Here is a 19,288-nt window from a genome sequence, read left to right as displayed (position 1 = left end):
GGGAAACGGGGGTGGTGTTTGCCACCCCGCTTCCTTGCCTTTCAGCCGTCCGCCAGCGCCATATCTGGCACCGAATGACGTTGTCGTTGTGGCTGGGGCTGTTCACACCAATCATGCGGTCGCCCGTTGTGTTGAGACGGCGGAACGCGGGCCATGAACGACCAGTCGTCAAGCTCGCTCAGGTGATAGTCGAAATTGATGCTGTGGAAGGCCGCTTGCAAATCCATGGTTGGTGACGGGAACCGGTCGCCGAAGGCCTTATGGTATTTGCCGGTGAAGGTTTTAAAGTCATTCACCAACGATGTGGATTTGTGGGTGGATTCCGTCTCCGGGTCCTCGGCTGGATTTTGAAGCAACCGATGCCCCGGCATCAGTTCGCACCGGCCACCCGCCGCCCAGACACGCAGAGCCAGATCGGAATCGCCGAAATGGGCGCGGTAGTCGGTTGAAAACCATCCCCCCACCGCTTCGACGCTGCGGCGGGACATCACAGGAAAGTAAGCGTAGTACAGGCCGTACACTGTCCCGAAATACGGGCAGTATGGGCGATGAATACCACCGAGAAACGGAAAATCAAGAGACTCTTTCTCGTTAATAATGTTCTCAACTCCATCCAACCAACCTGGCATTGGAAGGTGGTCGTCGGTCATTGCAACGATGATGTCTCCGGTTGCGCGATTGTATCCGCTGGCGTGCGCGGTGCAGTTTCCCTTTTGCTCAAACTCCAGAACATTGACGATGTCATCACCGTCCGTCTCAAACGGGGATACAACAACCATTTCAATTTTGTGAGATCCACTGCTCTCCCGGATGCAATGGATGGTTTGCGCCAATAACTCACGCCGAAGCGTCGGAAGTATGATTGAAAATTTTGCCATTTCTGATCCACCATCGAAGAATTTACTTCGAAAATGAATGGTTCGAAATCTAATGATTTTGATTTTCTTAGTTCTCGAACCATTTTTCGACAGCATTGATGGGAGAATTTTACAGCAATTAATAAGACTAATGAAAGGTTGAAACTCTCATTTTTGGATCTTAAACTTTAAATGATTATTGTTTGCAAAAAATCTGGACAAGCACAGGCTGTATCAGAGCGACGCTGTGGACAGGCGACGGTGTTTCCTCAGGTCACGGGACCAGAAGATCGACGCCATCAGGCTGGAGAAAGGAGGGAGTGACGATGTCCGACGCCGCGTTACCACACGACGCGCGGGACCGACGCCACCTTCAGCGGGCCGAGAAACAGGGCGTGGTCCTGCACCTTCACCGGGGTGGTGATGACTGGCGCGCCGCCGGGGCCGGTCGGGCGGGACAGCATGGCGACCACGGTGCGGGCCATCGCCGCTTCGTTCGGGCGCATCATCGGTTTGGCGGCGTTCAAGGCCGCTGGCGCGCCGTGAATCTCCGCTGTCAGATCGGCCAAGGGCTGCAGCTCCGGATCCAGCGACAGGGTTCCGTTCAGCGCGATGGCCAGCGGCCCCCAATCCAGCGCCAGACGATCCACCTGCACCGTCCCGCCCTCCCGGCTCCAACTGGACAGGCTGACCGGTTCGGGTTGAGGCAGGCGGCCCATCACACGGGCGGAAAACTCGGCCCGCTTCACGTCGCGCCCCAGGGAGGGCGGGGCGTTGTCGGGCAGGGTCAGGCCGTTTGCCGTCACGCCGATCGTCAAAGCGGTGTCGGTGGCGGCTCCCGGCGGTTGGCTGGGCTGGGCGGCGCTGAGGTCGAGCGAGGCGATGGGCAGCGGTTGGTTGAGCGCCTGGGCGGTCAGATCGGTGAAGGTCAGGCGCAGCGTCTCCAGCGTGCCGTTCAACGCCCACACCGCCCGCCCGCCGCCGCCGCCGTGGGCGGTCACGTCCAGCGGCGGTTGACCAGCCTGAACCAGGGTCAGGCGCTGTTCGCCCGGCAGGCTCAGATTCACCTCGGTCGGATTCCACGGGGTGGCTTCGGCCACCAGTCGGGTGCCACGCCATTCCGCACCGCGTGTGGCGAGGTGCGGCTGTTCCAGCGCGGCGCGCAGGGCAAAGGGGAATCCCTCCACCGACAGGCCGGCGTGGTTGGCCAGGCCACCGTTTGCCCGTTGCTGCTCGATCCAGGTCAACACCCCGCGTTCGACGGCGCGCGCGGCCTGCCACCACCACAGCCCATAACCAACGGGTGGCAGGGCGACGAGAAGGGCAAGACCGGCGATCAGGCGATTGCGGAGTTTGGGAAAGCGCATCGGTGGCATGTCCGTTCCGTGTCGGTCCATTTATAGCGACGCTCCCGCCACCATGCTAGGCTTGCCCCTGGGATTCTTTGCAACATCCGTTGGTTTTCAACGAGTCGGATCCGTTTTCAGCCCAACCATGCCCCTTCAACCGTTCGCCCCCCCGCCCGATTGGTCGCAGGACATCACGCTGCATCCTGGTGCGGATCTGTGGGTGTTCGCCTATGGCTCGCTGATGTGGAATCCCGGCTTTCCGTTCGTCGAGCGCCATTTGGCGCTGCTGAACGGGTATCATCGGCGATTTTGCGTGGCCTCCCACCGCTATCGCGGCACGCCGGAGCGGCCCGGTCTGGTGTTGGGGCTGGACCATGGCGGCTCCTGTCGGGGCATTGTCTTCCGCATCGCAGCGGCGGAGGTTCCCGGCGCGCTCGATTACCTGTGGGACCGGGAGATGACCAACCGGGTCTACCGCCCGCTGCTCCGCCGTCTGCGTTTGCAGGATGGCCGACGGGTGGAGGCTTGCTGCTTTGTGGTGGATCGACGGCACCAGCAATATTGCGGCGGGTTGGATGAGGCGTCGGTGATCCAGCGCATTGCCCGTTGCTGCGGCCAACGCGGCCCGAACGTCGAGTATCTCGCCAACACGGTCCAGCAGCTTGACGCGCTTGGCATTCCCGACGCGCGGTTGCACCGGATTTACGCCGGGGTCCGGCGCAACCTCGGTTGACCACGCGAGGGGAGCCGGTCGGGTGCGATCACCGCCGCAATCCAAATCGCTGATGACGTCGACAGGTAGCCTCGGGGGCCTGGAGTCTCGGGCAACAACACTGGACCGGCGGTGGGGCCGCCGGTCCAGTGTTGTGGACGCCGTGTAAGGGGGGACGGCGTCCGGGGGAGCCACTGTCGTGATGCTTCGTATGCCCAACTCAAAGCCAGAAGTCGTTAATGCATCCTAAATGCCATCTTTTGTGGGCGTCAGTGATGGCCGTCACACCGGTGGGGGCGGAGTTTCATTCGGTTGAAACACTGGACTGCGACGCTTGATCGCAGACGACGAAGGCTTGACGGAGGTCTTGCGGAGTGGAGTGATGGACCGGCTGTCATAACCGTGCATCGACGGCCAAACTCAGGCGACCCGACAGGTCGCAAACGACAATCAGGCCAGGCCCATCGGGGGAGGATCGTTATGTCTTACAAACACATCCTGGTTCATCTGGATTCCAGCCCGCACGTGGGCGCCCGGCTTGATGCCGCCATCACCTTGGCGCAGCGCCACGGTGCCTTTTTGCGCGGGCTGTTCGCCCAGAACGACCGCAACGCCACCAGCGTGATCGCCCGCCGGTCGAGCGATCATCTGGCCGAGGCGGCGGTGCGCAGCCAGGCCCTGTTCAGCGAAAAGCTGGCGGCGGCGGGCGTGAACGGCCAATGGCACGGCCTGACCCACGGCGAGCACAATCATGTGATTCGCGAGGCCATCATCTGGTCGCGCTTCGCCGACCTCACCATCCTGGGCCAGTATGACCGCGAGGTCGGGTCCGATGGCGCGCCGGAGGAGTTGAACGAACAGGTTGTGCTGAATTCGGGCCGCCCGGTTCTGGTGATTCCCTACGCGGGCAGCTTCCCAGTGATCGGCAAGCGGGTTGCCGTCGCCTGGAACGCGGAGCGGGAGGCGGCGCGTGCGTTGGCTGATTCGTTGCCGCTGCTGGAAAAAGCGGATGAGGTGACGGTCATCACCGTGCTGACCCAGGCTGCCGCCGGTGCGCCCGAATCGCCGCGTGTCGGCCTGCTCGACCATCTGGCCTTCCACGGCATCACGGCGGAGCAGACCCACTTCACCGTGTCGGACATCGGGGCGATGGACGCGCTGCTGGCCCGCACGATGGACACCGGGGCCGATCTGCTGGTGATGGGCGCGCACGGCCATTACGGCTTCCCCTTCCTGCACCGGGGCAGCGGGACCCGCCATGTCCTGCGCACCTGCCCGGTGCCGATCCTGCTGTCGCACTGAGTCTTGCCATGCAAAAGGCCCCGCCACCGGGTTGCGATCCGGTGGCGGGGCCTTTTTGCGTCTGCGACTGTGCGTCTGTGAACGGTCAGATGCTGTAGTTGTCGGCGATTTCCAGCCGCAGTTTTTCCACCTGATCGCGGAAGACCGCGCCGTCGCGTCCGGCGTCGTTCTTCACGTCGCGCACCACCCGCGCCGGGGTTCCGCCCAGCACGATGATGCGGTCGGCCAGATGCACCGCCTCTTCCAGATCATGGGTGACGAACAGGATGGTCTTGCCGGTTTCCCGGTGGATCCGCCGCAACTCGTCCTGAAGGTTGTTGCGGGTGATGGCGTCGAGCGCGCCGAACGGCTCGTCCATCAGCAGGATGTCGGGATCGACCGCCATGGCGCGGGCGATGCCCACGCGCTGGCGCTGCCCGCCCGACAACTCATAGGGCCAGCGGCGGGCGTAGCCGTCCAGACGGACCAGCTTCAACGCGTCTTCGGCCCGGCGCAGCCGGTCGGCGGCGCTGATCGGCAGACCTTCCAGGCCCAGTTGGACGTTCTTCACCACCTTGCGCCAGGGCAACAGGCGGGCGTCCTGGAACACCAGACCGACCGGGCGATGGGCCGGGCGCTGGTCCTGGTGGATGGTGACGCCGCCGGTCCGGGCCTTGTGCAGACCGGCCACCACCCGCAGCAGGGTGGATTTGCCCACGCCCGACGGGCCAACGATGGCGACGAAGCTGCCGCGTTCAACCGACAGGGTGACGTCCACCAGCACCGGCGGCGCGCTGTCGCCGTAGCCGATGGAGACGCCGTTGAGATCAATCACCGCTGCCATGACAACACCCGTGCTTGCACCTGCATGAACAGGAAATCCGACACGCCGTAGAGCAGCGCGATCGTGACCATGTAGAGAACGACGATGTTGGTCGCCAGCAGGCCCGAGGCCTCCATCATCCGCATGCCCAGGCCGGAGATGCCGAACAGCTCCGCCGCCACCACGGTCATCCAGCCTTGCCCCAGACCGGCGCGCAGGCCCGACAGGATGCCGGGCAGGGCACCCGGCAGGATGATCTTGAACAGGCGGGGGATCAAACCGCCCTGGCCAAAGGCGTGCCCCAGCTCGATCAAATCCTTGTCCACCCCGCGCACGGCGGAATAGCTGGCGTAATAGTTGATCCAGAACACCGTCAGCGCGATCAGGAAGGACGCCGCCCCCTCGCTGACCCCGAACCAGATGATGGCGAAGGGGATCCAGGCGATGGCCGGAATCGGGCGCAGCATGCGCACGACCCAGGATTGGAAGGCGTCCCACACCCGCCACAGCGCCGCCGCCGTGCCGAAGGCCACGCCGAGGAAGGTCCCCAGGGCCAGGCCGACCGCGTAGTGCGACAGGCTGGCCACGACCATTTTTTGCCAAATCCCGCGTTGGACCTCGGCCAGGAAGGCGGTGGGGACCGCGCTGGGGGAGGGCAGCAGCCCGGCGGGAACGACGCCGCTGCGCGCCACCGCCTCCCACCCGAGCAGGAAGGCGACGACGCCCAGCGCCGACAAGGACAGAGAGGTGCGGGTGTTCATCGCGGGGCCGTGTCCGGGTTACTTGGCGACGGCGGCGTCGTAGAAGCGGAAGTCAAAGGCCTCCGCCACCGGGATCACCCCTTCGGCGGAGCCGATTTCCTTGGCGAAGCCCATCATCTTTTCCACCGCCGGAACCACGCCGTGCGGGTCGGCGACGAATTTGGATCCCGGACCCCGGAAGGCGGCCTCCAGCGTCTTCGGTTCCATCAGGCCCTTGCCGAGATACTCGTTGACGATCTTGGACGCGGCGGCCGGATCCTTGGCGATCAGATCGACCGCGCGCAGATGGGCCTTGACCAGCGCCTGGATGGCGTCGGGGTGCTTCTTCAGCACCTCCGCACGGGCGGACACCACGGTGCCGGGCTGGTCGGGGAACATCTGCGCCCCGGTGGCGAGCAGGGTCACGTTCGGGTCGAGCTGCTGAGTCACCGTCACCGTCGGTTCACGGATGGTCGCGGCGTCGAGCGCGCCCGCCAACAGGGCCTGTTGGGTCTTTTCGATGCCCATCGGCACCAGCTCGACATCGGCGGGATCGACCTTGATGACCTTGAACAACCAGTGCTTCAGCACCGTGTCGGGAACCGAGCCGGGCGGCTGGGTGCCGATCTTCGGCTTGCGACCGGTGTCGGCGAAGAATTTCTTGAAGGTGTCCGGCGTCGGGTTGGCCCCCAGCGCCTTGGCGAAGGCCCCGCGCCCGGCGACGACCATCTCCTCGACCGCCGAATTGGCGATCACGGCCACATCCACACCCTTGGTGCGGGCGACCAGAACCGGGGCGACACCGGCGTAGAGCAGATCAATCTGCCCGGCGGCCATCGCCTGGATGGCGTGCGGGCCGGATTCAAAGCGGGTCAGCTTCAGCGCGATGCCCGCATCCTTCGCCCAGCCCTGGCCATCGACGATGAACAGCGGCGAGGCGGCGAGAATGGGGATGTAGCCGATTTCCAGCTTCACCGGATCGGCGGCGCGCGAGACACCGGGGGTCAGGGTGGCCAAGGACGCGAAGGCGGCCATCGCAACGACGGCGGCGCGGCGGGACATGCGGAGCATCGGATCATCCTCAACAGGGTTCTGCTGTTATTTAGCACAGAATCTCCGAAGTGGAAGACCCATTTCAACAGTAGGAGACGAGGGAATTGTGAATTTCACACATTGATCCGTTGATTGACCGGGTGGTTTCCGCACATCGCTCGCGGCGCGGTCCCGTGTGTTTCCCACGAAAGGCTCCGCAGAAAAACACAGCAGGGGAGCGTGAAAACGCTCCCCCGCTGCGCAACGGTCGGATGGGGTTGGATCACACCCGGCCAGATCACACCCGGCTGGATCAGATCACGTAGGTCAGTTCCTTGCCGGACTTCAGGCTGTTCTTGCCAAAGGTCTCGTCCACGTAATCCAGCAGTTGGGCCAATGCCTCGCTGCGGTCCAGGTTGCCGGTGTCGACGACCAGTTCCGCCGCTTCCGGCGACTCGTAGGGGGCGGACACCCCGGTGAAGTCGGGAATGTCACCGGCGCGCGCCTTTTTGTAGAGGCCCTTGGGGTCGCGCTCCTCGCACACCGCCAGATCGGCGGCGACGTGGATTTCGTGGAAGCGGTCGCCACCGATCACGCGCGCCCGCGCCCGGTCGGCCCGCAGCGGCGAAATCAGCGAGGCGATGACCAGAACACCGGCGTCGGCGAACAGCTTGGCGGTTTCAGCCACCCGGCGGATGTTCTCCGCCCGGTCATCCGGCGAGAAGCCCAGACCGGCGTTCAGGCCGTTGCGCACGTTGTCGCCGTCCAGAACGAAGGTCTGCCAGCCGCGATCGAACAGCGCGCGTTCCAGCGCCATCGCCAGGGTGGATTTGCCCGCGCCCGACAGGCCGGTCAGCCACAGGATGCCGCCCTTGTGGCCGTTGGCCGCCGCGCGTTCGTCCAACGAGACGGTGTGCGACACCTCGGTCAGGTTGCTGGCGGCGGAATCCTCCGCCTCGATCACCAGGCAGCCGCCGACGACGTCGTTGCCGTCGATCAGCACGCCGCGCCCGGTGCGGGGCAGGTCGCCCGCCAGATCCACCGCGATGGGCGAGCGGGAGCGCAGAACGACCTCCGCCACCTCGTTGCGGTGCACCGCCTTGCCCGGCGTGCTGGACAGATCCTCCACGTCGATGACCGCCGTCACCTGCTCCACCGTCACCCGGTGTTCGGCGGTGGCGATCTTCAGCGTGTAGGTCTTGCCCAGGGCCATCGGCTCCGACACCAGCCAGAACAGGCGGACGCTGAGCTTGTGGGTCAGGGTCGGCGCGCTGTCCGCGTGGTGGGCGATGTGGCCGCGTTCGGCGAAGATGCGCTTGTCGAGTGTGATGCCGATGCTCTGGCCCGCCTGGGCGTCCAGCACCGTGTCCGGGTTGTTCCACGCCTCGATGCTGACCACGGTGGCGCTGGCCCCGCCGGGGGCAAAGCGCAGGGTGTCGCCGACCTTCAGACGGCCGCTTTCGATGCGGCCGGCCAGGATGCGGCGGTCGCCCGGCTTGTAGACGTCCTGCAGGGGGAAGCGCAGCGGCTGGTCGGGGGAGACCTGCTGACGGCGGAAGCTGTCCAACTGCTCGATCACCGTCGGGCCGAGGTACCACGGGGCCTGATCGGTGCGGGTGACGATGTTGTCGCCGTGGCGGGCGGAAATCGGGATCACCGCCTTGGGGAACAGCCCCAACTCGGCCAGATACTCCTTGATCTCGTGCGCGACGGTTTCGTAGCGGGATTGCGAGAAATCGACGCGGTCCATCTTGTTGATGACCACGGCGACCTGACGAACCCCCAGCAGATGCAGCAGGAAGGCGTGGCGGCGCGATTGCTCCAGCGCGCCTTCCCCGGCGTCGATCACCAGCAGGGCGGCGTCGGCCTGCGAGGCCCCCGTCACCATGTTCTTGAGGAACTCGGTGTGGCCGGGGGCGTCGATGATGACGTAGGGGCGCTGCGTGGTCTTGAAATGGATCTGGGTGGTGTCGATGGTGATGCCCTGGTCACGCTCGGCCTGGAGCGCGTCCATGACGAAGGCCCATTCGAACGGCATGCCGCGCTTGCGGCTCATCTCCTGGACCTGTTCGACCTTGCCGTCGGGCAGGCTGCCGGTGTCGTTCAGCAGACGGCCGATCAGGGTGGATTTGCCGTGGTCGACGTGACCGACGATGACGATGCGAAGCTGTGAATTCGGCATGTTACATGTACCCCACGCTGCGCAGGCGTTCGAAGCTGTCCTCGGATTCGTTGTCCATCGCCCGGCCGGCGCGTTCAGGAACGCGCGTGACCTGCAACTCCTCGATGATTTCATCAATGGTCGAGGCGGTCGAATCCACCGGGAAGGTGATGTTCTTTTCCCCCAGTGAGCGATAGCGCTTGCCGTCGCGGGCAAAATACAGCGGAACGATGGGAATCCCCTCGCGCTTGGAATAGCGCCAGATGTCCAGCTCGGTCCAGGCCAGCAGCGGATGGATGCGGACGTGGACGCCCTCCGGGAAGCGGGTCTTGTAATGGTCCCAGAACTCGGCGGGCTGGTCCTTCACGTCCCAATCGCCTTCCAGCGAGCGGGGGGAGAACACGCGCTCCTTGGCGCGGGTCGCCTGCTCGTCGCGGCGGATGCCGACCATGATCCCCTGATAGGCGTTGCCACGCAGGAGGTTTTTCAGACCTTCGGTCTTGCGGGCGGCCGCGCGGGTCAGCGGCGGCAGGGTCTGGTCCATCTCCTCTTCCGGCGGGCATTGCTCGACGATCAGGTCGAGATCCCATTCCTTGGTGATGCGGTCGCGGAACTCATAGACCTCCGGCAACTCCATCGCGGTGTCGAGCTGGACGACGGGGAAGGGGATGCGGCCAAAGAACGCCTTGCGGCAGAGCCACAGCAACGCGTTGCTGTCCTTGCCGATCGACCACAGCATGGCGAGCTTGTCGATGCGGTTGTAGGCTTCGCGAAGGATGTAGATGCTCTGGCTCTCAAGTTGGTCGAGATCGGCGCTCATCGGGCGGTTCCAATCATGGTCATGTGTATGCCGCATTCGGTTTTGTCGGTTCCGGCCCAACGGCCGGACCGTGGATCGGCACCGGCCGCCACGCGTTCGGTGCAGGTGTAACAGCCGATCGACAGGAACCCGTCGGCTTCCAGCGGGTGGCGCGGCAGATCGCGCCGGGTGAACTCTTCCTCCAGCCGGTCCTTGTCCCAGTTGGCCAGCGGGTTGACCTTGATGCGGTCGCCATCGGCTTCGAACAGGGGCAGGGCGGCGCGGGTCGCGGCCTGGAAACGCTTGCGCCCCGTCACCCAGCCGTCAAACCCCTCGAGGGCACGGTTGAGCGGGATGGTCTTGCGCAGGTTGCAACAGGCGTCGTAATTTTTGGTAAAGAGCAGGCCGTCGGGATCGTCGGCGGCCAGATCGGCGGCGGTCGGGCCGACCTCCCGCAGATTGGTCAGTCCAAGTCGGGCGACCAGCGTGTCGCGGTAGCGCAGGGTTTCACCGAACAGCTTGCCGGTGTTGACCAGGATCACCGGGAAATCCGGGGTCACTTCAGCGGCCAGCGCCAGAAGCACAGCGGATTCGGTGCCAAACGAAGACACCAGCGCCAGCCGTCCATCCAAGGCCTCGCGAACGGCGGCGAGCAGCGTCGCGCCTTCCAGCGAGCCGTAACGGTCGGTCAGCTCCTTGATCTGTGTCGTTCTGTCCATGGGGAATGCTGTCCTCAACCGGTTTGCGTCGCCGCTTTATCTCTACTTATTAAGTAGATTAAATGATCTGATTTGCACATTATCACCGGTTCTGCCGGGGCGCAACGGAAATACATTATCTATCTGTTTAATAGGATTGTGTGGTTAGTGTGAAATGTGTTGATTGTCTCCTTCATGCGCGGCTAAATACGGCCATGGACGTGAACACCATCATTTTCCGTGGAAATCCGTGCGGCTCCGCTTTGCGGGGGACGCCGTGATTCCGCTGGCGCTCGATCCCGCGCGGGTTCCCATCGCGCTGGCTGGAAACGGCCCGCTGGCGGTGCGTCGCCTCACGCAACTGCGCGAGGGTGGCGGGGATCCGGTGGTCTATTCACCCGAACCGGATGGGGAATTGATCGATCTGGCGGGCGAGCGTCTGGTGCGCGCGCTGCCCTTCACCAGTGATTTGGACGCGGTGCGCGTGTTGTTTGTCATGGGTCTGGAACCGGCTGTGGAAAAGACGCTGGCGGAAATGGCGCGGGCGCGCGGCGTTCTGGTGAATGTGGAAGACGTCGTTCCCTTGTGTGATTTCCATTCGCCATCGGTGGTGCGGCGCGGCGATCTGCTGCTGACCGTGTCGACCGGCGGGCGCAGCCCGACGCTGGCCAGTCTGGTCCGCCAACGGCTGGAAACCCTGTTTCCCGAGGCGTGGGCGGAGCGGGTGAGCGCGATTGCGACGCTGCGCGACCGGCTGCGCGGGGAAAAGGCGTCGATGTCCGCCATCGCCAAGGCCACCAAGGAGCTGATTGCGCGGGAGGGATGGCTGCCATGACCCCCGAGATGATCCCGGAGATGATTCCGGTGTTGGGCGGGGCCGGGCGTCTGGCCCTGCCGGATTTCACTCCCGGCACGGTGTGGTTGGTCGGGGCCGGGCCGGGCGATCCCGGCCTGTTGACCCTGCTGGCGGCCAAGGCGCTGGCCGACGCCGACGCGGTGGTTTACGACGCGCTGGTCGATCCGGCGATCCTGGATCTCGCCAACCCGGCGGCCCGCCTGATCGATCTGGGCAAACGCGCCGGGCGGCCGTCGCCGACGCAGGAGGCGATCAACGACCGCTTGGTGGCCCTGGCGCGTGAGGGGTTGCGGGTGCTGCGGCTGAAGGGCGGCGATCCGTTCGTGTTCGGGCGCGGCGGCGAGGAATGCCTTGCGCTGGCCGACGCGGGCATCGCCTTCCGCGTGGTGCCGGGCATCACCGCCGGGATCGGCGGGATGGCCTATGCCGGGATCCCGGTCACGCATCGCGGGATGGCGACGACCGCAACCTTCGTCACCGGCCATGACAAATCCGGCGCGCTGCCGGACAATCTGGATTTCGGCGTGCTGGCGGCCTTGCCGGGCGCGCTGGTGTTTTACATGGCGCTTGGCACGCTGGACGAGATCGCGCGCCGTCTGGTTGCGGCGGGCAAGCCGCCGATGACGCCGGTGGCCATCGTGTCGAGCGCCTCGACCGCCGCGCAAACGGTGATCGAAAGCAATCTTGCCCGTTGCGCGGAGGACGCCGCCCGGTCACAACCCAAACGCCCGGCCATCATCGTGGTGGGCGAGGTGGTGCGGCTGCGCGGTTGGATCGCGTCGCTGCAACAGACCGGACCCGTTCAGACCGGATGCGGGTCCAAGGCGGCGCAATCATTGTGCGCCTGATGTGTGTGTGACGCCGTTGTTTGTTTTGAGATTGATGCACCGCTGATGCGAGGAGAGCCAGACATGCCGTCCCCCGATGGAACGCTGCACGCCATCACCGCCAACCGCCTGCGGGACGGCGTCGTCGTCTTTCTGGCGGCGGGCGGCGCGTGGGTGGAATCCTTCGCCGACGCCGCCCTGCTGACCAAGGCCGAGGCCGAACCCGCGCTGGCCGCCGCCAAGGCCCAGGCCGACGGCGATCAGTTCGGCGTTGATGTCTACGCCTTTGAGGTGGAGCGCGCCGACGGAACCGCCCAGCCGGTGAAGATGCGCGAGCGCATCCGCGCCCTTGGCCCGTCCGTCCGCCTCGATCTCGGCAAGCAGGCGGCGGCCTGACCGGCCCCGCCGCGCTTCTTGTTGTGTTCGCGCCCTGACAGCCCCCCGCCCTTGGGAACCGTGATATGAACCACATCGCGCCCGGCGCCCGCGCCGGGATCTACCATTACGACGCGATCGACCGCCGTTTCGTTGGCGAGCGTGTCGAGCAATTCCGCAAGCAGGTTGACCGCCGTCTGGCGGGCGAACTGACGGAGGAGGAGTTCAAGCCGATCCGGCTGATGAACGGTCTCTACCTCCAGCTTCACGCCTACATGCTGCGCATCGCCGTTCCCTATGGCGTGATGAGCGCGGTGCAGCTGCGCAAGCTGGCCGAAATCGGGCGCACCTACGACAAGGGCTATGGCCATTTCACCACGCGCCAGAACCTGCAATACAACTGGATCAAGCTGGAAGACACCCCGGCGATCCTGAACGCGCTGGCCGATGTGGACATGCACGCGCTGCAAACCAGCGGCAATTGCGTGCGCAACGTCACCACCGACCAGTTCGTTGGTGCCGCCAAGGACGAGGTGGTGGACGGCCGCGTCTACGCCGAAATCCTGCGGCAATGGACGACGCTGCACCCGGAATTCACCTATCTGCCGCGCAAGTTCAAGATCGCCATCTCCGGTGCCGTCAGCGACCGCGCGGCGGTGCGCGTCCACGACGTCGGCCTGCTGGCGCGCCGCAACGAGGCGGGCGAGGCGGGCTTCACCTTCTACGTCGGCGGCGGGCTGGGGCGCTCGCCCTTCATCGGCAAGCTGGTGCGCGAGTGGGTGGCCGAAGAGGATTTCGTCGCCTATCTGGAAGCCATCCTGCGCGTCTACAACCAGTATGGCCGCCGCGACAACATCTACAAGGCGCGCATCAAGATCCTGGTGCACGAGCTTGGCCTTGAGAAGTTCAAGGCGGAGGTCGAGGAGGAGTTCGCCCGGCTGCGCGGCCCGAAATACCGCCTGGATCCGGCCATCGTCGCCGAGATCCGCACGCATTTCGCTCCACCTCCGTTCGAGGAGCTGCCGGAGACGTCCGAGGCGCTGGCGCGCGCCAAGGCCGAAAACCCGGCCTTCGCCAATTGGGTCGCGGTGAATGTGGCGGAGCACAAGGCCCCCGGCTACGCCATCGCCACCATCTCGCTGAAGCCGCCCGGCGGCATCCCCGGCGACGCGACCTGCGACCAGATGGATCTGATCGCCGATCTGGCCGAGCGCTACAGCTTTGGCGAACTGCGCGTCAGCCATGTGCAGAACATCGTTCTGGCCCACGTCAAACAGGATGATCTGTTCGCGCTGTGGCAACAGCTTGACGCCGCCGGTCTGGGCACCGCCAACGCCGGGTTGATCGGCGACATCATCGCCTGCCCCGGTCTGGATTATTGCGCGCTGGCCAACGCCCGTTCCATCCCGCTGGCGCAAGCGCTGTCGGCCCGCTTCGCCGACCCGGTGCGCCAGCGCACCATCGGTGAGCTGGGCATCAAGATCAGCGGCTGCATCAACGCCTGTGGCCATCACCATGTCGGGGCCATCGGCATCCTGGGCGTGGACAAGAAGGGGACGGAGTTCTACCAGATCACCGTCGGCGGCGACCCGACCCTGACCACCGCCATCGGCGACATCCTCGGCCCGGCGCTGACGGAAGAGGAAACGGTGGACGCCATCGAAGCCATCGTCGAGGTCTATCTTGCCCACCGGACGGAGGGCGAACGCTTCCTCGACACGCTGGCCCGCGTTGGCCACGGCCCGTTCAAGGAGAGAATCTATGCCGCTGATTGAGAATGGCCGCATCGGCGAGGACGCCTGGAGCTTCATCCCCGATGGGGAGCCGGTCCCCAACGACCGCCCGGTCATCATCAGCTATGAACGCTGGCAGTCCGACCGCGCCAGCTTCGACGGGCGGAACGCCAGGCTGGGCGTGCGGCTGAAGAGCGGCACGCTGGCCGGGGCGATCGCGCCCGATCTCGACCGCTTCGCGCTGGTGGCGTTGGAATTCCCCAAATTCCGCGACGGGCGCGGCTTTTCCACCGCGCGCGAATTGCGGGAGCGCTATGGCTACACCGGCGAGATCCGCGCGGTCGGCCATGTGATTCCCGACCAGTATCAGTTTCTGGTCCGCACCGGCTTCACCTCGGTCGAAGCGCCGGAGGGAACCAACCCGACGAGCTGGGCCAACGCGCTGAGCGAAATCACAGTGGCGTTTCAACCCAGCCTGGACGAGACGGAGCCGCTGTCGCTGCTGCGCCGCAACCTGGGGTTGGCCGGGTAAAGCCTCTCCCCGAGAGGACGCACGAAAAAGCCCCGCGCGCCGGTGAAACGGCGCGCGGGGCTTTTTTTTGACTGCTTTTTTCGTCGACCGGGTGGCTTACGACACGTCGGTCATCAGCGCCGTCGGGAAACCGGCCTCGCGCATGCGGGCCATCAGGCTTTGGACGTGGGTCTGATCGCGGGTTTCCAGCACCACATCGACCTCTGCCATCTTCACCGGCACATTGTGGAACAGGCGCTGGTGATAGACCTCGACGATGTTGGCCCCAGCCTCGCCCAGCAGGCGGGTGACGCGGGACAGGGCACCGGGGGCGTCGGTGATGCCGATGCGCAGGCGGACGATCCGCCCCTCATAGACCAGACCGCGCATCAGCACTTGCGCCAGGATGCGGGAGTCGATGTTGCCGCCCGACACGACGATGCCGACCTTGCGCCCGGCGTAGCGGGCGGGATCGTCGAGCAGCGCGGCCAGCCCCGCCCCGCCAGCGCCCTCCGCCACCAGCTTCTGCATGGTGGACAGGCGGTAGACCGCCTCCTCCAGCCGGGTTTCACCGACCTCGACCACCTCATCGACCAGGGAGCGGACGATGGGCAGGGTCAGGCCGCCGGGGGCCTTCACCGCGATGCCTTCGGCGATGGTCGCCCCGCCGCAGTCGATGGATTGCCCGGCCAGCGCCTGGATCATCGCCGGGTAGAGCGCGCATTGCACGCCGACGATGCGGATGGCCGGGTTCAGCGCCTTGGCCGCCGTCGCCATGCCTGCAATCAGGCCACCGCCGCCGATGGGGATCAGCAGCGTGTCGAGATCGGGCACCTCGGCCAGAAACTCCAGCGCCGCCGTGCCTTGCCCGGCGGCGACGAAGGGATCGTCGTAGGGGTGGACGAAGGTCAACCCCTCCCGCGCCGCCAGATCATGGGCGAAGCTGGCGGCGTCGCTCAGGGTGTCGCCGTGCAGAACCACCCGCGCGCCCAGGCTTTCCGTCCGCTCCACCTTGGTGAAGGGGGTGAAGCTGGGCATGACGATGGTCGAGCGGATGCCCAGCCGCGTGGCGTGGCAGGCCACCGCCTGGGCGTGGTTGCCCGCCGACATGGCGATGACGCCCGCCGTTTTTTCCGCGTCGGCCAGCGACAGCAGCTTGTTCAGCGCCCCCCGCTCCTTGAAGGAGCCGGTCGTGTGCTGGTTTTCGAGCTTCAGGTGTATGCGGCAGCCCGCCATGTCCCCCAGGCGGGTGGCCGCAACCACCGGAGTGCGTGCCAGATGGCCTTCGATGCGCGCCGCTGCGGCGCGCACGTCCTCCAAACCAATGGTCATTGTTGTTGTGCCCCGGTGTTGCGTGGTGTGAGTGTCAGCACCTCCGCCCCTGCCGCGAGCAACGTGCCACGGTCGCCGGTCAGACGCAACGAACCGCCGTCGCGCCAGGTGGAAACAAGGTCGCCCCAATGCGGCGACAGCGGATTCCCGGATTGTCCGGTGGCAATCACAAATCTAGAGTTGTCCAAATCCGCCAGATCATACACCCCTCGGTAGCCAGCGCCGTGCACATGGGCAAAGGGTGCGGCGGAATCGCGCAGGCGGGTGGAGCCGCGATTGACGGTGAAATACCCGCCATCGGTCTCGATGGACAGATCGGTCATCGACCCCAGCAACGGCACCTTGGACAGGATGCGGTGGCTGAGAACGGCGCGGTGCTCGTCGCCCCAGCGCCAGCGGCTGGGGGTGCTGCCGTTGCGCTTGGACAGATCGTCGAGCGCGGTGGTCAGCGCCTTGGCCACGATGTCGGCGCAGCTTTCGGTTTCCGGTGTCGTGGCGTCGTCGCACCAGCGCGGGGCGTGGGCGAAGACATGGCGCAGCGCGCGGCTGCGCAGCTCCCAATAATGGGTGAAATCGGGGCCGAGTTCGTCGGCGAAGACGGCGCGGGTCAATTCGCGCAGCCACGCTTCGAAGATCAGCGGTTCGGGCCGGTCGCGCGCCATGCTGCCATCCCACCCGCGCAACAGCGCCGTGGCGTCGGTGGCGATGCCCTTGGGCACGGGGTATTTCAGCAGCTCCGGCAGGAGATCGCGGGCGGGCAGGGACACGATGTCCATCTGCTGGCGCGCGGCGTCCTCCACCGAATGGCGGCGGTCGCCCAGCATGTCGATGATGCGCTGGGCGCGCGCGGGGTCCGTCCAATCCATCGCCAGACGGTAGGGGTAATCGCGCCCGACGATGGCGTTGTTGGCGTTGACGAACTGGCCGTTGGGCGGGTTCACCGCCTGGGGCAGGGTGTAGCTGGGCAGGAAGCCGGTCCAATCATACTCGCCGGTCCAGCCCGGCACCGGCACGCGCCCGTCGCCCTTGCGGCGGATCGGCACCCGGCCGGGGGAGATGATGCCCACCTCGCCCGCGCGGTCGGCGTAGACGATGTTCTGCTGCGGGGCGACGTGCAGGCGGACGGCGCTGCGCACCGCCTCGGCGTTGTCGGCGTGGTTCAGGCGGTAGAGCGCCTCGGGCGTGTGGTCATCGGCGGCCAGACCGGGGAAGGCCAGCGCCAGAACGTGACCGGCGGGCGGGACGTCAGCGCCCTCCAGATCGGAGATCACCGGGCCGTGGCGGGTTTCGCGCACGGTCAGCGTCTCGTCGGACTGTCCGGCGACGCGGATGGTCTCGTTCCGGCTGTCGAAGGGTTGGAATCCGTCCGGCGCGGCGTAGCGCTTGGCATCCTGGCCGTCGATCTTCTCGACGAACAGGTCCTGGGTGTCGCTGTGGGTGGTGGTGAAACCCCAGGCGACCTTTCCGTTGTGCCCCAGAATGTGCAGCGGAACCCCCGGCACCGTCGCCCCGGCGATGGTCCCCTCCGGCGTGACGATGCGGGCGAGGTACCACAGGATCGGCGCGTCCAACGCCAGATGCGGATCGTTGGCGATGATCGGCTTGCCGGTGGTGGTGCGGGCACCGGTCAAGGCCCATTCGTTCGACGCGGTGTCGGGGCCAAGGTCGGGCAGGGCGGCCAGCAGCCGCCCGACGCCCGGCCCGAGATCGAGGTCGCGCAGCTCGGCGGCCAGCGTCACCGGGGCGTTGGGCGGGTCGGCGGGGAACAGATCCTCCACCTGCTGCGACGACAGGCGTTTCAGCAGGCGGGCGCGCAACAGCTCGTCCCGGTAATTGCCGGACAGTTGCAGCGCCATCAGCTTGCCCCACACCAGGGAGTCGGCGATGGTCCAGGGTTCTGGCCGGTGGCCGAGAAGCTGGAATTCGATGGGCAGCGCCTCGCGCCGCCGCTCCAGATAGCTGTTCACCCCGTCGGCGTAGGCGTCGAAGGCGGCGCGGGCGTCGGGCGAGAGCAGGACGGTCATCTGCTCGGCGGCGCGGTAGAGGCCCAGCGTGCGCATCAGCCGGTCGCTTTTCAGCGCGGCGTCGCCATAGCGGGTGCCGACGACCTCCGCCAACCGCCCGGCCCCCAGGCGGCGCATCATCTCCATCTGCCACAGCCGGTCCTGCGCGTGGACGAAGCCCAGGGCGCGGTAGCCGTCGCGTTCGTTGGCGGTGAAGATGTGCGGCACGCCCTTGGCGTCGCGCAGCACCTCCACCTTGGCCTCCAGGCCGGGCAAGGTCAGCTCGCCGGTGGTTTGCGGCTGCTGGCCGCGCATCCAGCCATACCAGCCGCCCACCAGCAGGGGCGGGGTGGCCAGCACGACCGCCAGGGCGATCCCGACCCGAACCAGAACCGGGCGCGACAAGGGAATTCGTTGAAGAAGCATCACGATCCGTACAACCCGAAACGAAGGCAAACCGACGACGGCGGCACCATTACGCCGCTGTGCAAAAAAAGTCGCGTGCGATCCACCGCATCGCTGAACTGCACCGTTGCCAGCGGCGGCGTGCCATGGGGTTGGTGGCCGCGCGTGGCGTTTTCATGGTAGGAACCGATCCGATTGTTGCGTGCAAAGGCGACCATGATGAGCGAATCATCCAACACCCCCGACATTCCACCCGGTGCGCCCCGGTCCTGGATCGGGCGGCTGTTGCGCCCGGTGGTGACGCTCGCGGCGCTGGTCTATTTCCTGATCGACGCGCTGGTCTATTGGATCGTACGACCCTTGGCCCGCTGGGTCGGGGCGTTGCCGGTCTTTGCCGGTTTTGCCCGCTGGCTGTCCGGTCTGGCCCCCTATCCAGCCTTGCTGGTGGTGCTGTTGCCGCTGGTCCTGCTGGAACCGGCCAAATGGGCGGGGGCGTGGCTGCTGGCCAGCGGCCAGACCACCACCGGGCTGGTGGTGCTGACCGTGGCCGAATTGCTGAAAATCACCCTGGTCGAGCGGCTGTTCCACCTGACCCGCGACCGGTTGATGACCATCGGCTGGGTGGCCTGGATCCTCAACCGGGTGTCGGGCTGGCTGGCGTGGTTCAAGGATCTGCCGCCCTGCCGCGCCGCGCGGCGCTTGGTCGTGCGGATCAAGGACACCGCCCGCACCGCCGCCGGGGCGGTGCGCCGGTGGGCGCGCGCGGTTCTGGGCTGACAAGGGAGACGGAGCGG

General features: G+C 66.0%; 19 protein-coding genes. 8 read left to right on the top strand and 11 right to left on the bottom strand.

The features are described from left to right. Positions 1 to 41: 41 nt before the first annotated feature. Positions 42 to 974: a glycosyltransferase family 2 protein gene (locus tag EJ903_RS02875; protein WP_126611955.1), complete on the bottom strand. Its 933-nt coding sequence runs from the start codon at positions 972 to 974 to the stop codon at positions 42 to 44. A 224-nt stretch (positions 975 to 1,198) separates the two neighbouring features. Continuing rightward, complete coding sequence (locus EJ903_RS02870; RefSeq protein WP_126611953.1) at positions 1,199 to 2,233, bottom strand: DUF2125 domain-containing protein; 1,035 nt, start codon at positions 2,231 to 2,233, stop codon at positions 1,199 to 1,201. Between the two features lie 118 nt (positions 2,234 to 2,351). Here EJ903_RS02870 and EJ903_RS02865 point away from each other — a divergent pair, with 118 nt between their 5' ends. After that, positions 2,352 to 2,939: a gamma-glutamylcyclotransferase gene (locus tag EJ903_RS02865; RefSeq protein ID WP_126611951.1), complete on the top strand. Its 588-nt coding sequence runs from the start codon at positions 2,352 to 2,354 to the stop codon at positions 2,937 to 2,939. 459 nt (positions 2,940 to 3,398) lie between these two features. Next, positions 3,399 to 4,220: a universal stress protein gene (locus EJ903_RS02860; RefSeq protein WP_126611949.1), complete on the top strand. Its 822-nt coding sequence runs from the start codon at positions 3,399 to 3,401 to the stop codon at positions 4,218 to 4,220. A gap of 85 nt (positions 4,221 to 4,305) precedes the next feature. On the opposite strand, the gene EJ903_RS02855 is transcribed toward EJ903_RS02860, so the two are convergent. The 6 genes from EJ903_RS02855 to EJ903_RS02830 form a co-directional block, all read right to left on the bottom strand. Beyond that, positions 4,306 to 5,043 carry an ABC transporter ATP-binding protein gene (locus EJ903_RS02855; RefSeq protein ID WP_126611947.1) on the bottom strand — a complete coding sequence of 246 codons (738 nt, stop codon included), beginning with the start codon at positions 5,041 to 5,043 and terminating at the stop codon, positions 4,306 to 4,308. Further along, positions 5,031 to 5,783 carry an ABC transporter permease gene (locus EJ903_RS02850; RefSeq protein ID WP_126611945.1) on the bottom strand — a complete coding sequence of 251 codons (753 nt, stop codon included), beginning with the start codon at positions 5,781 to 5,783 and terminating at the stop codon, positions 5,031 to 5,033. Before EJ903_RS02850 ends, EJ903_RS02855 begins: the two co-directional genes overlap by 13 nt. 18 nt (positions 5,784 to 5,801) lie before the next feature. Next, entirely contained in the window at positions 5,802 to 6,833 is a 1,032-nt protein-coding gene (locus EJ903_RS02845; RefSeq protein ID WP_126611943.1) for an ABC transporter substrate-binding protein, read from the bottom strand. 274 nt (positions 6,834 to 7,107) lie between these two features. Next, positions 7,108 to 8,976 carry an adenylyl-sulfate kinase gene (gene cysC, locus EJ903_RS02840; protein ID WP_126611941.1) on the bottom strand — a complete coding sequence of 623 codons (1,869 nt, stop codon included), beginning with the start codon at positions 8,974 to 8,976 and terminating at the stop codon, positions 7,108 to 7,110. A 1-nt stretch (position 8,977) separates the two neighbouring features. After that, positions 8,978 to 9,775 carry a sulfate adenylyltransferase subunit CysD gene (cysD, locus tag EJ903_RS02835; protein ID WP_126611939.1) on the bottom strand — a complete coding sequence of 266 codons (798 nt, stop codon included), beginning with the start codon at positions 9,773 to 9,775 and terminating at the stop codon, positions 8,978 to 8,980. Then, a complete protein-coding gene (locus tag EJ903_RS02830) occupies positions 9,772 to 10,473 on the bottom strand; it encodes a phosphoadenylyl-sulfate reductase (protein ID WP_126611938.1) in 702 nt (233 codons plus the stop codon). The genes cysD and EJ903_RS02830 overlap by 4 nt, the downstream gene beginning before the upstream one ends. Positions 10,474 to 10,702: 229 nt before the next feature. Between EJ903_RS02830 and EJ903_RS02825 the strand changes: the two genes are divergently transcribed. The 5 genes from EJ903_RS02825 (at position 10,703) to EJ903_RS02805 (ending at position 14,775) form a co-directional block, all read left to right on the top strand. After that, the gene (locus EJ903_RS02825; protein WP_246015132.1) at positions 10,703 to 11,287 is read left to right on the top strand and encodes a precorrin-2 dehydrogenase/sirohydrochlorin ferrochelatase family protein; all 585 of its coding nucleotides are present in this window, start codon (positions 10,703 to 10,705) and stop codon (positions 11,285 to 11,287) included. Continuing rightward, complete coding sequence (cobA, locus tag EJ903_RS02820) at positions 11,284 to 12,156, top strand: uroporphyrinogen-III C-methyltransferase (protein ID WP_210211365.1); 873 nt, start codon at positions 11,284 to 11,286, stop codon at positions 12,154 to 12,156. The genes EJ903_RS02825 and cobA overlap by 4 nt, the downstream gene beginning before the upstream one ends. Positions 12,157 to 12,219: 63 nt before the next feature. After that, positions 12,220 to 12,531, top strand: coding sequence for a DUF2849 domain-containing protein (locus EJ903_RS02815; RefSeq protein WP_126611936.1), 312 nt, complete (start codon positions 12,220 to 12,222; stop codon positions 12,529 to 12,531). 65 nt (positions 12,532 to 12,596) lie between these two features. After that, on the top strand, positions 12,597 to 14,285 hold the full coding sequence (locus EJ903_RS02810; RefSeq protein WP_126611934.1) for a nitrite/sulfite reductase: 1,689 nt from the start codon (positions 12,597 to 12,599) through the stop codon (positions 14,283 to 14,285). Continuing rightward, entirely contained in the window at positions 14,272 to 14,775 is a 504-nt protein-coding gene (locus EJ903_RS02805; protein ID WP_126611926.1) for a DUF934 domain-containing protein, read from the top strand. The genes EJ903_RS02810 and EJ903_RS02805 overlap by 14 nt, the downstream gene beginning before the upstream one ends. A 96-nt stretch (positions 14,776 to 14,871) precedes the next feature. Here the strand turns inward: EJ903_RS02805 and EJ903_RS02800 are convergent, their stop codons facing one another. The 3 genes from EJ903_RS02800 to EJ903_RS02790 are packed head-to-tail and all read right to left on the bottom strand — an operon-like array spanning position 14,872 to position 18,712. Next, positions 14,872 to 16,086 carry a threonine ammonia-lyase gene (locus tag EJ903_RS02800; protein ID WP_126611924.1) on the bottom strand — a complete coding sequence of 405 codons (1,215 nt, stop codon included), beginning with the start codon at positions 16,084 to 16,086 and terminating at the stop codon, positions 14,872 to 14,874. Beyond that, positions 16,083 to 18,515, bottom strand: a complete 2,433-nt coding sequence (locus EJ903_RS02795; protein WP_126611922.1) for a penicillin acylase family protein — start codon at positions 18,513 to 18,515, stop codon at positions 16,083 to 16,085. Before EJ903_RS02795 ends, EJ903_RS02800 begins: the two co-directional genes overlap by 4 nt. Further along, positions 18,515 to 18,712: a hypothetical protein gene (locus EJ903_RS02790; RefSeq protein WP_126611920.1), complete on the bottom strand. Its 198-nt coding sequence runs from the start codon at positions 18,710 to 18,712 to the stop codon at positions 18,515 to 18,517. Before EJ903_RS02790 ends, EJ903_RS02795 begins: the two co-directional genes overlap by 1 nt. Here EJ903_RS02790 and EJ903_RS02785 point away from each other — a divergent pair. Next, positions 18,711 to 19,271: a hypothetical protein gene (locus EJ903_RS02785; protein ID WP_158627865.1), complete on the top strand. Its 561-nt coding sequence runs from the start codon at positions 18,711 to 18,713 to the stop codon at positions 19,269 to 19,271. The two genes, EJ903_RS02790 and EJ903_RS02785, sit on opposite strands and share 2 nt — an antisense overlap. The last annotated feature ends 17 nt before the right edge of the window (positions 19,272 to 19,288 follow it).

Source organism: Azospirillum griseum, assembly GCF_003966125.1.
GTDB lineage: Bacteria > Pseudomonadota > Alphaproteobacteria > Azospirillales > Azospirillaceae > Azospirillum > Azospirillum griseum.
The sequence above is the reverse complement of the archived record's forward strand: the minus strand, read 5'-3'. Positions and strand labels throughout refer to the sequence as shown.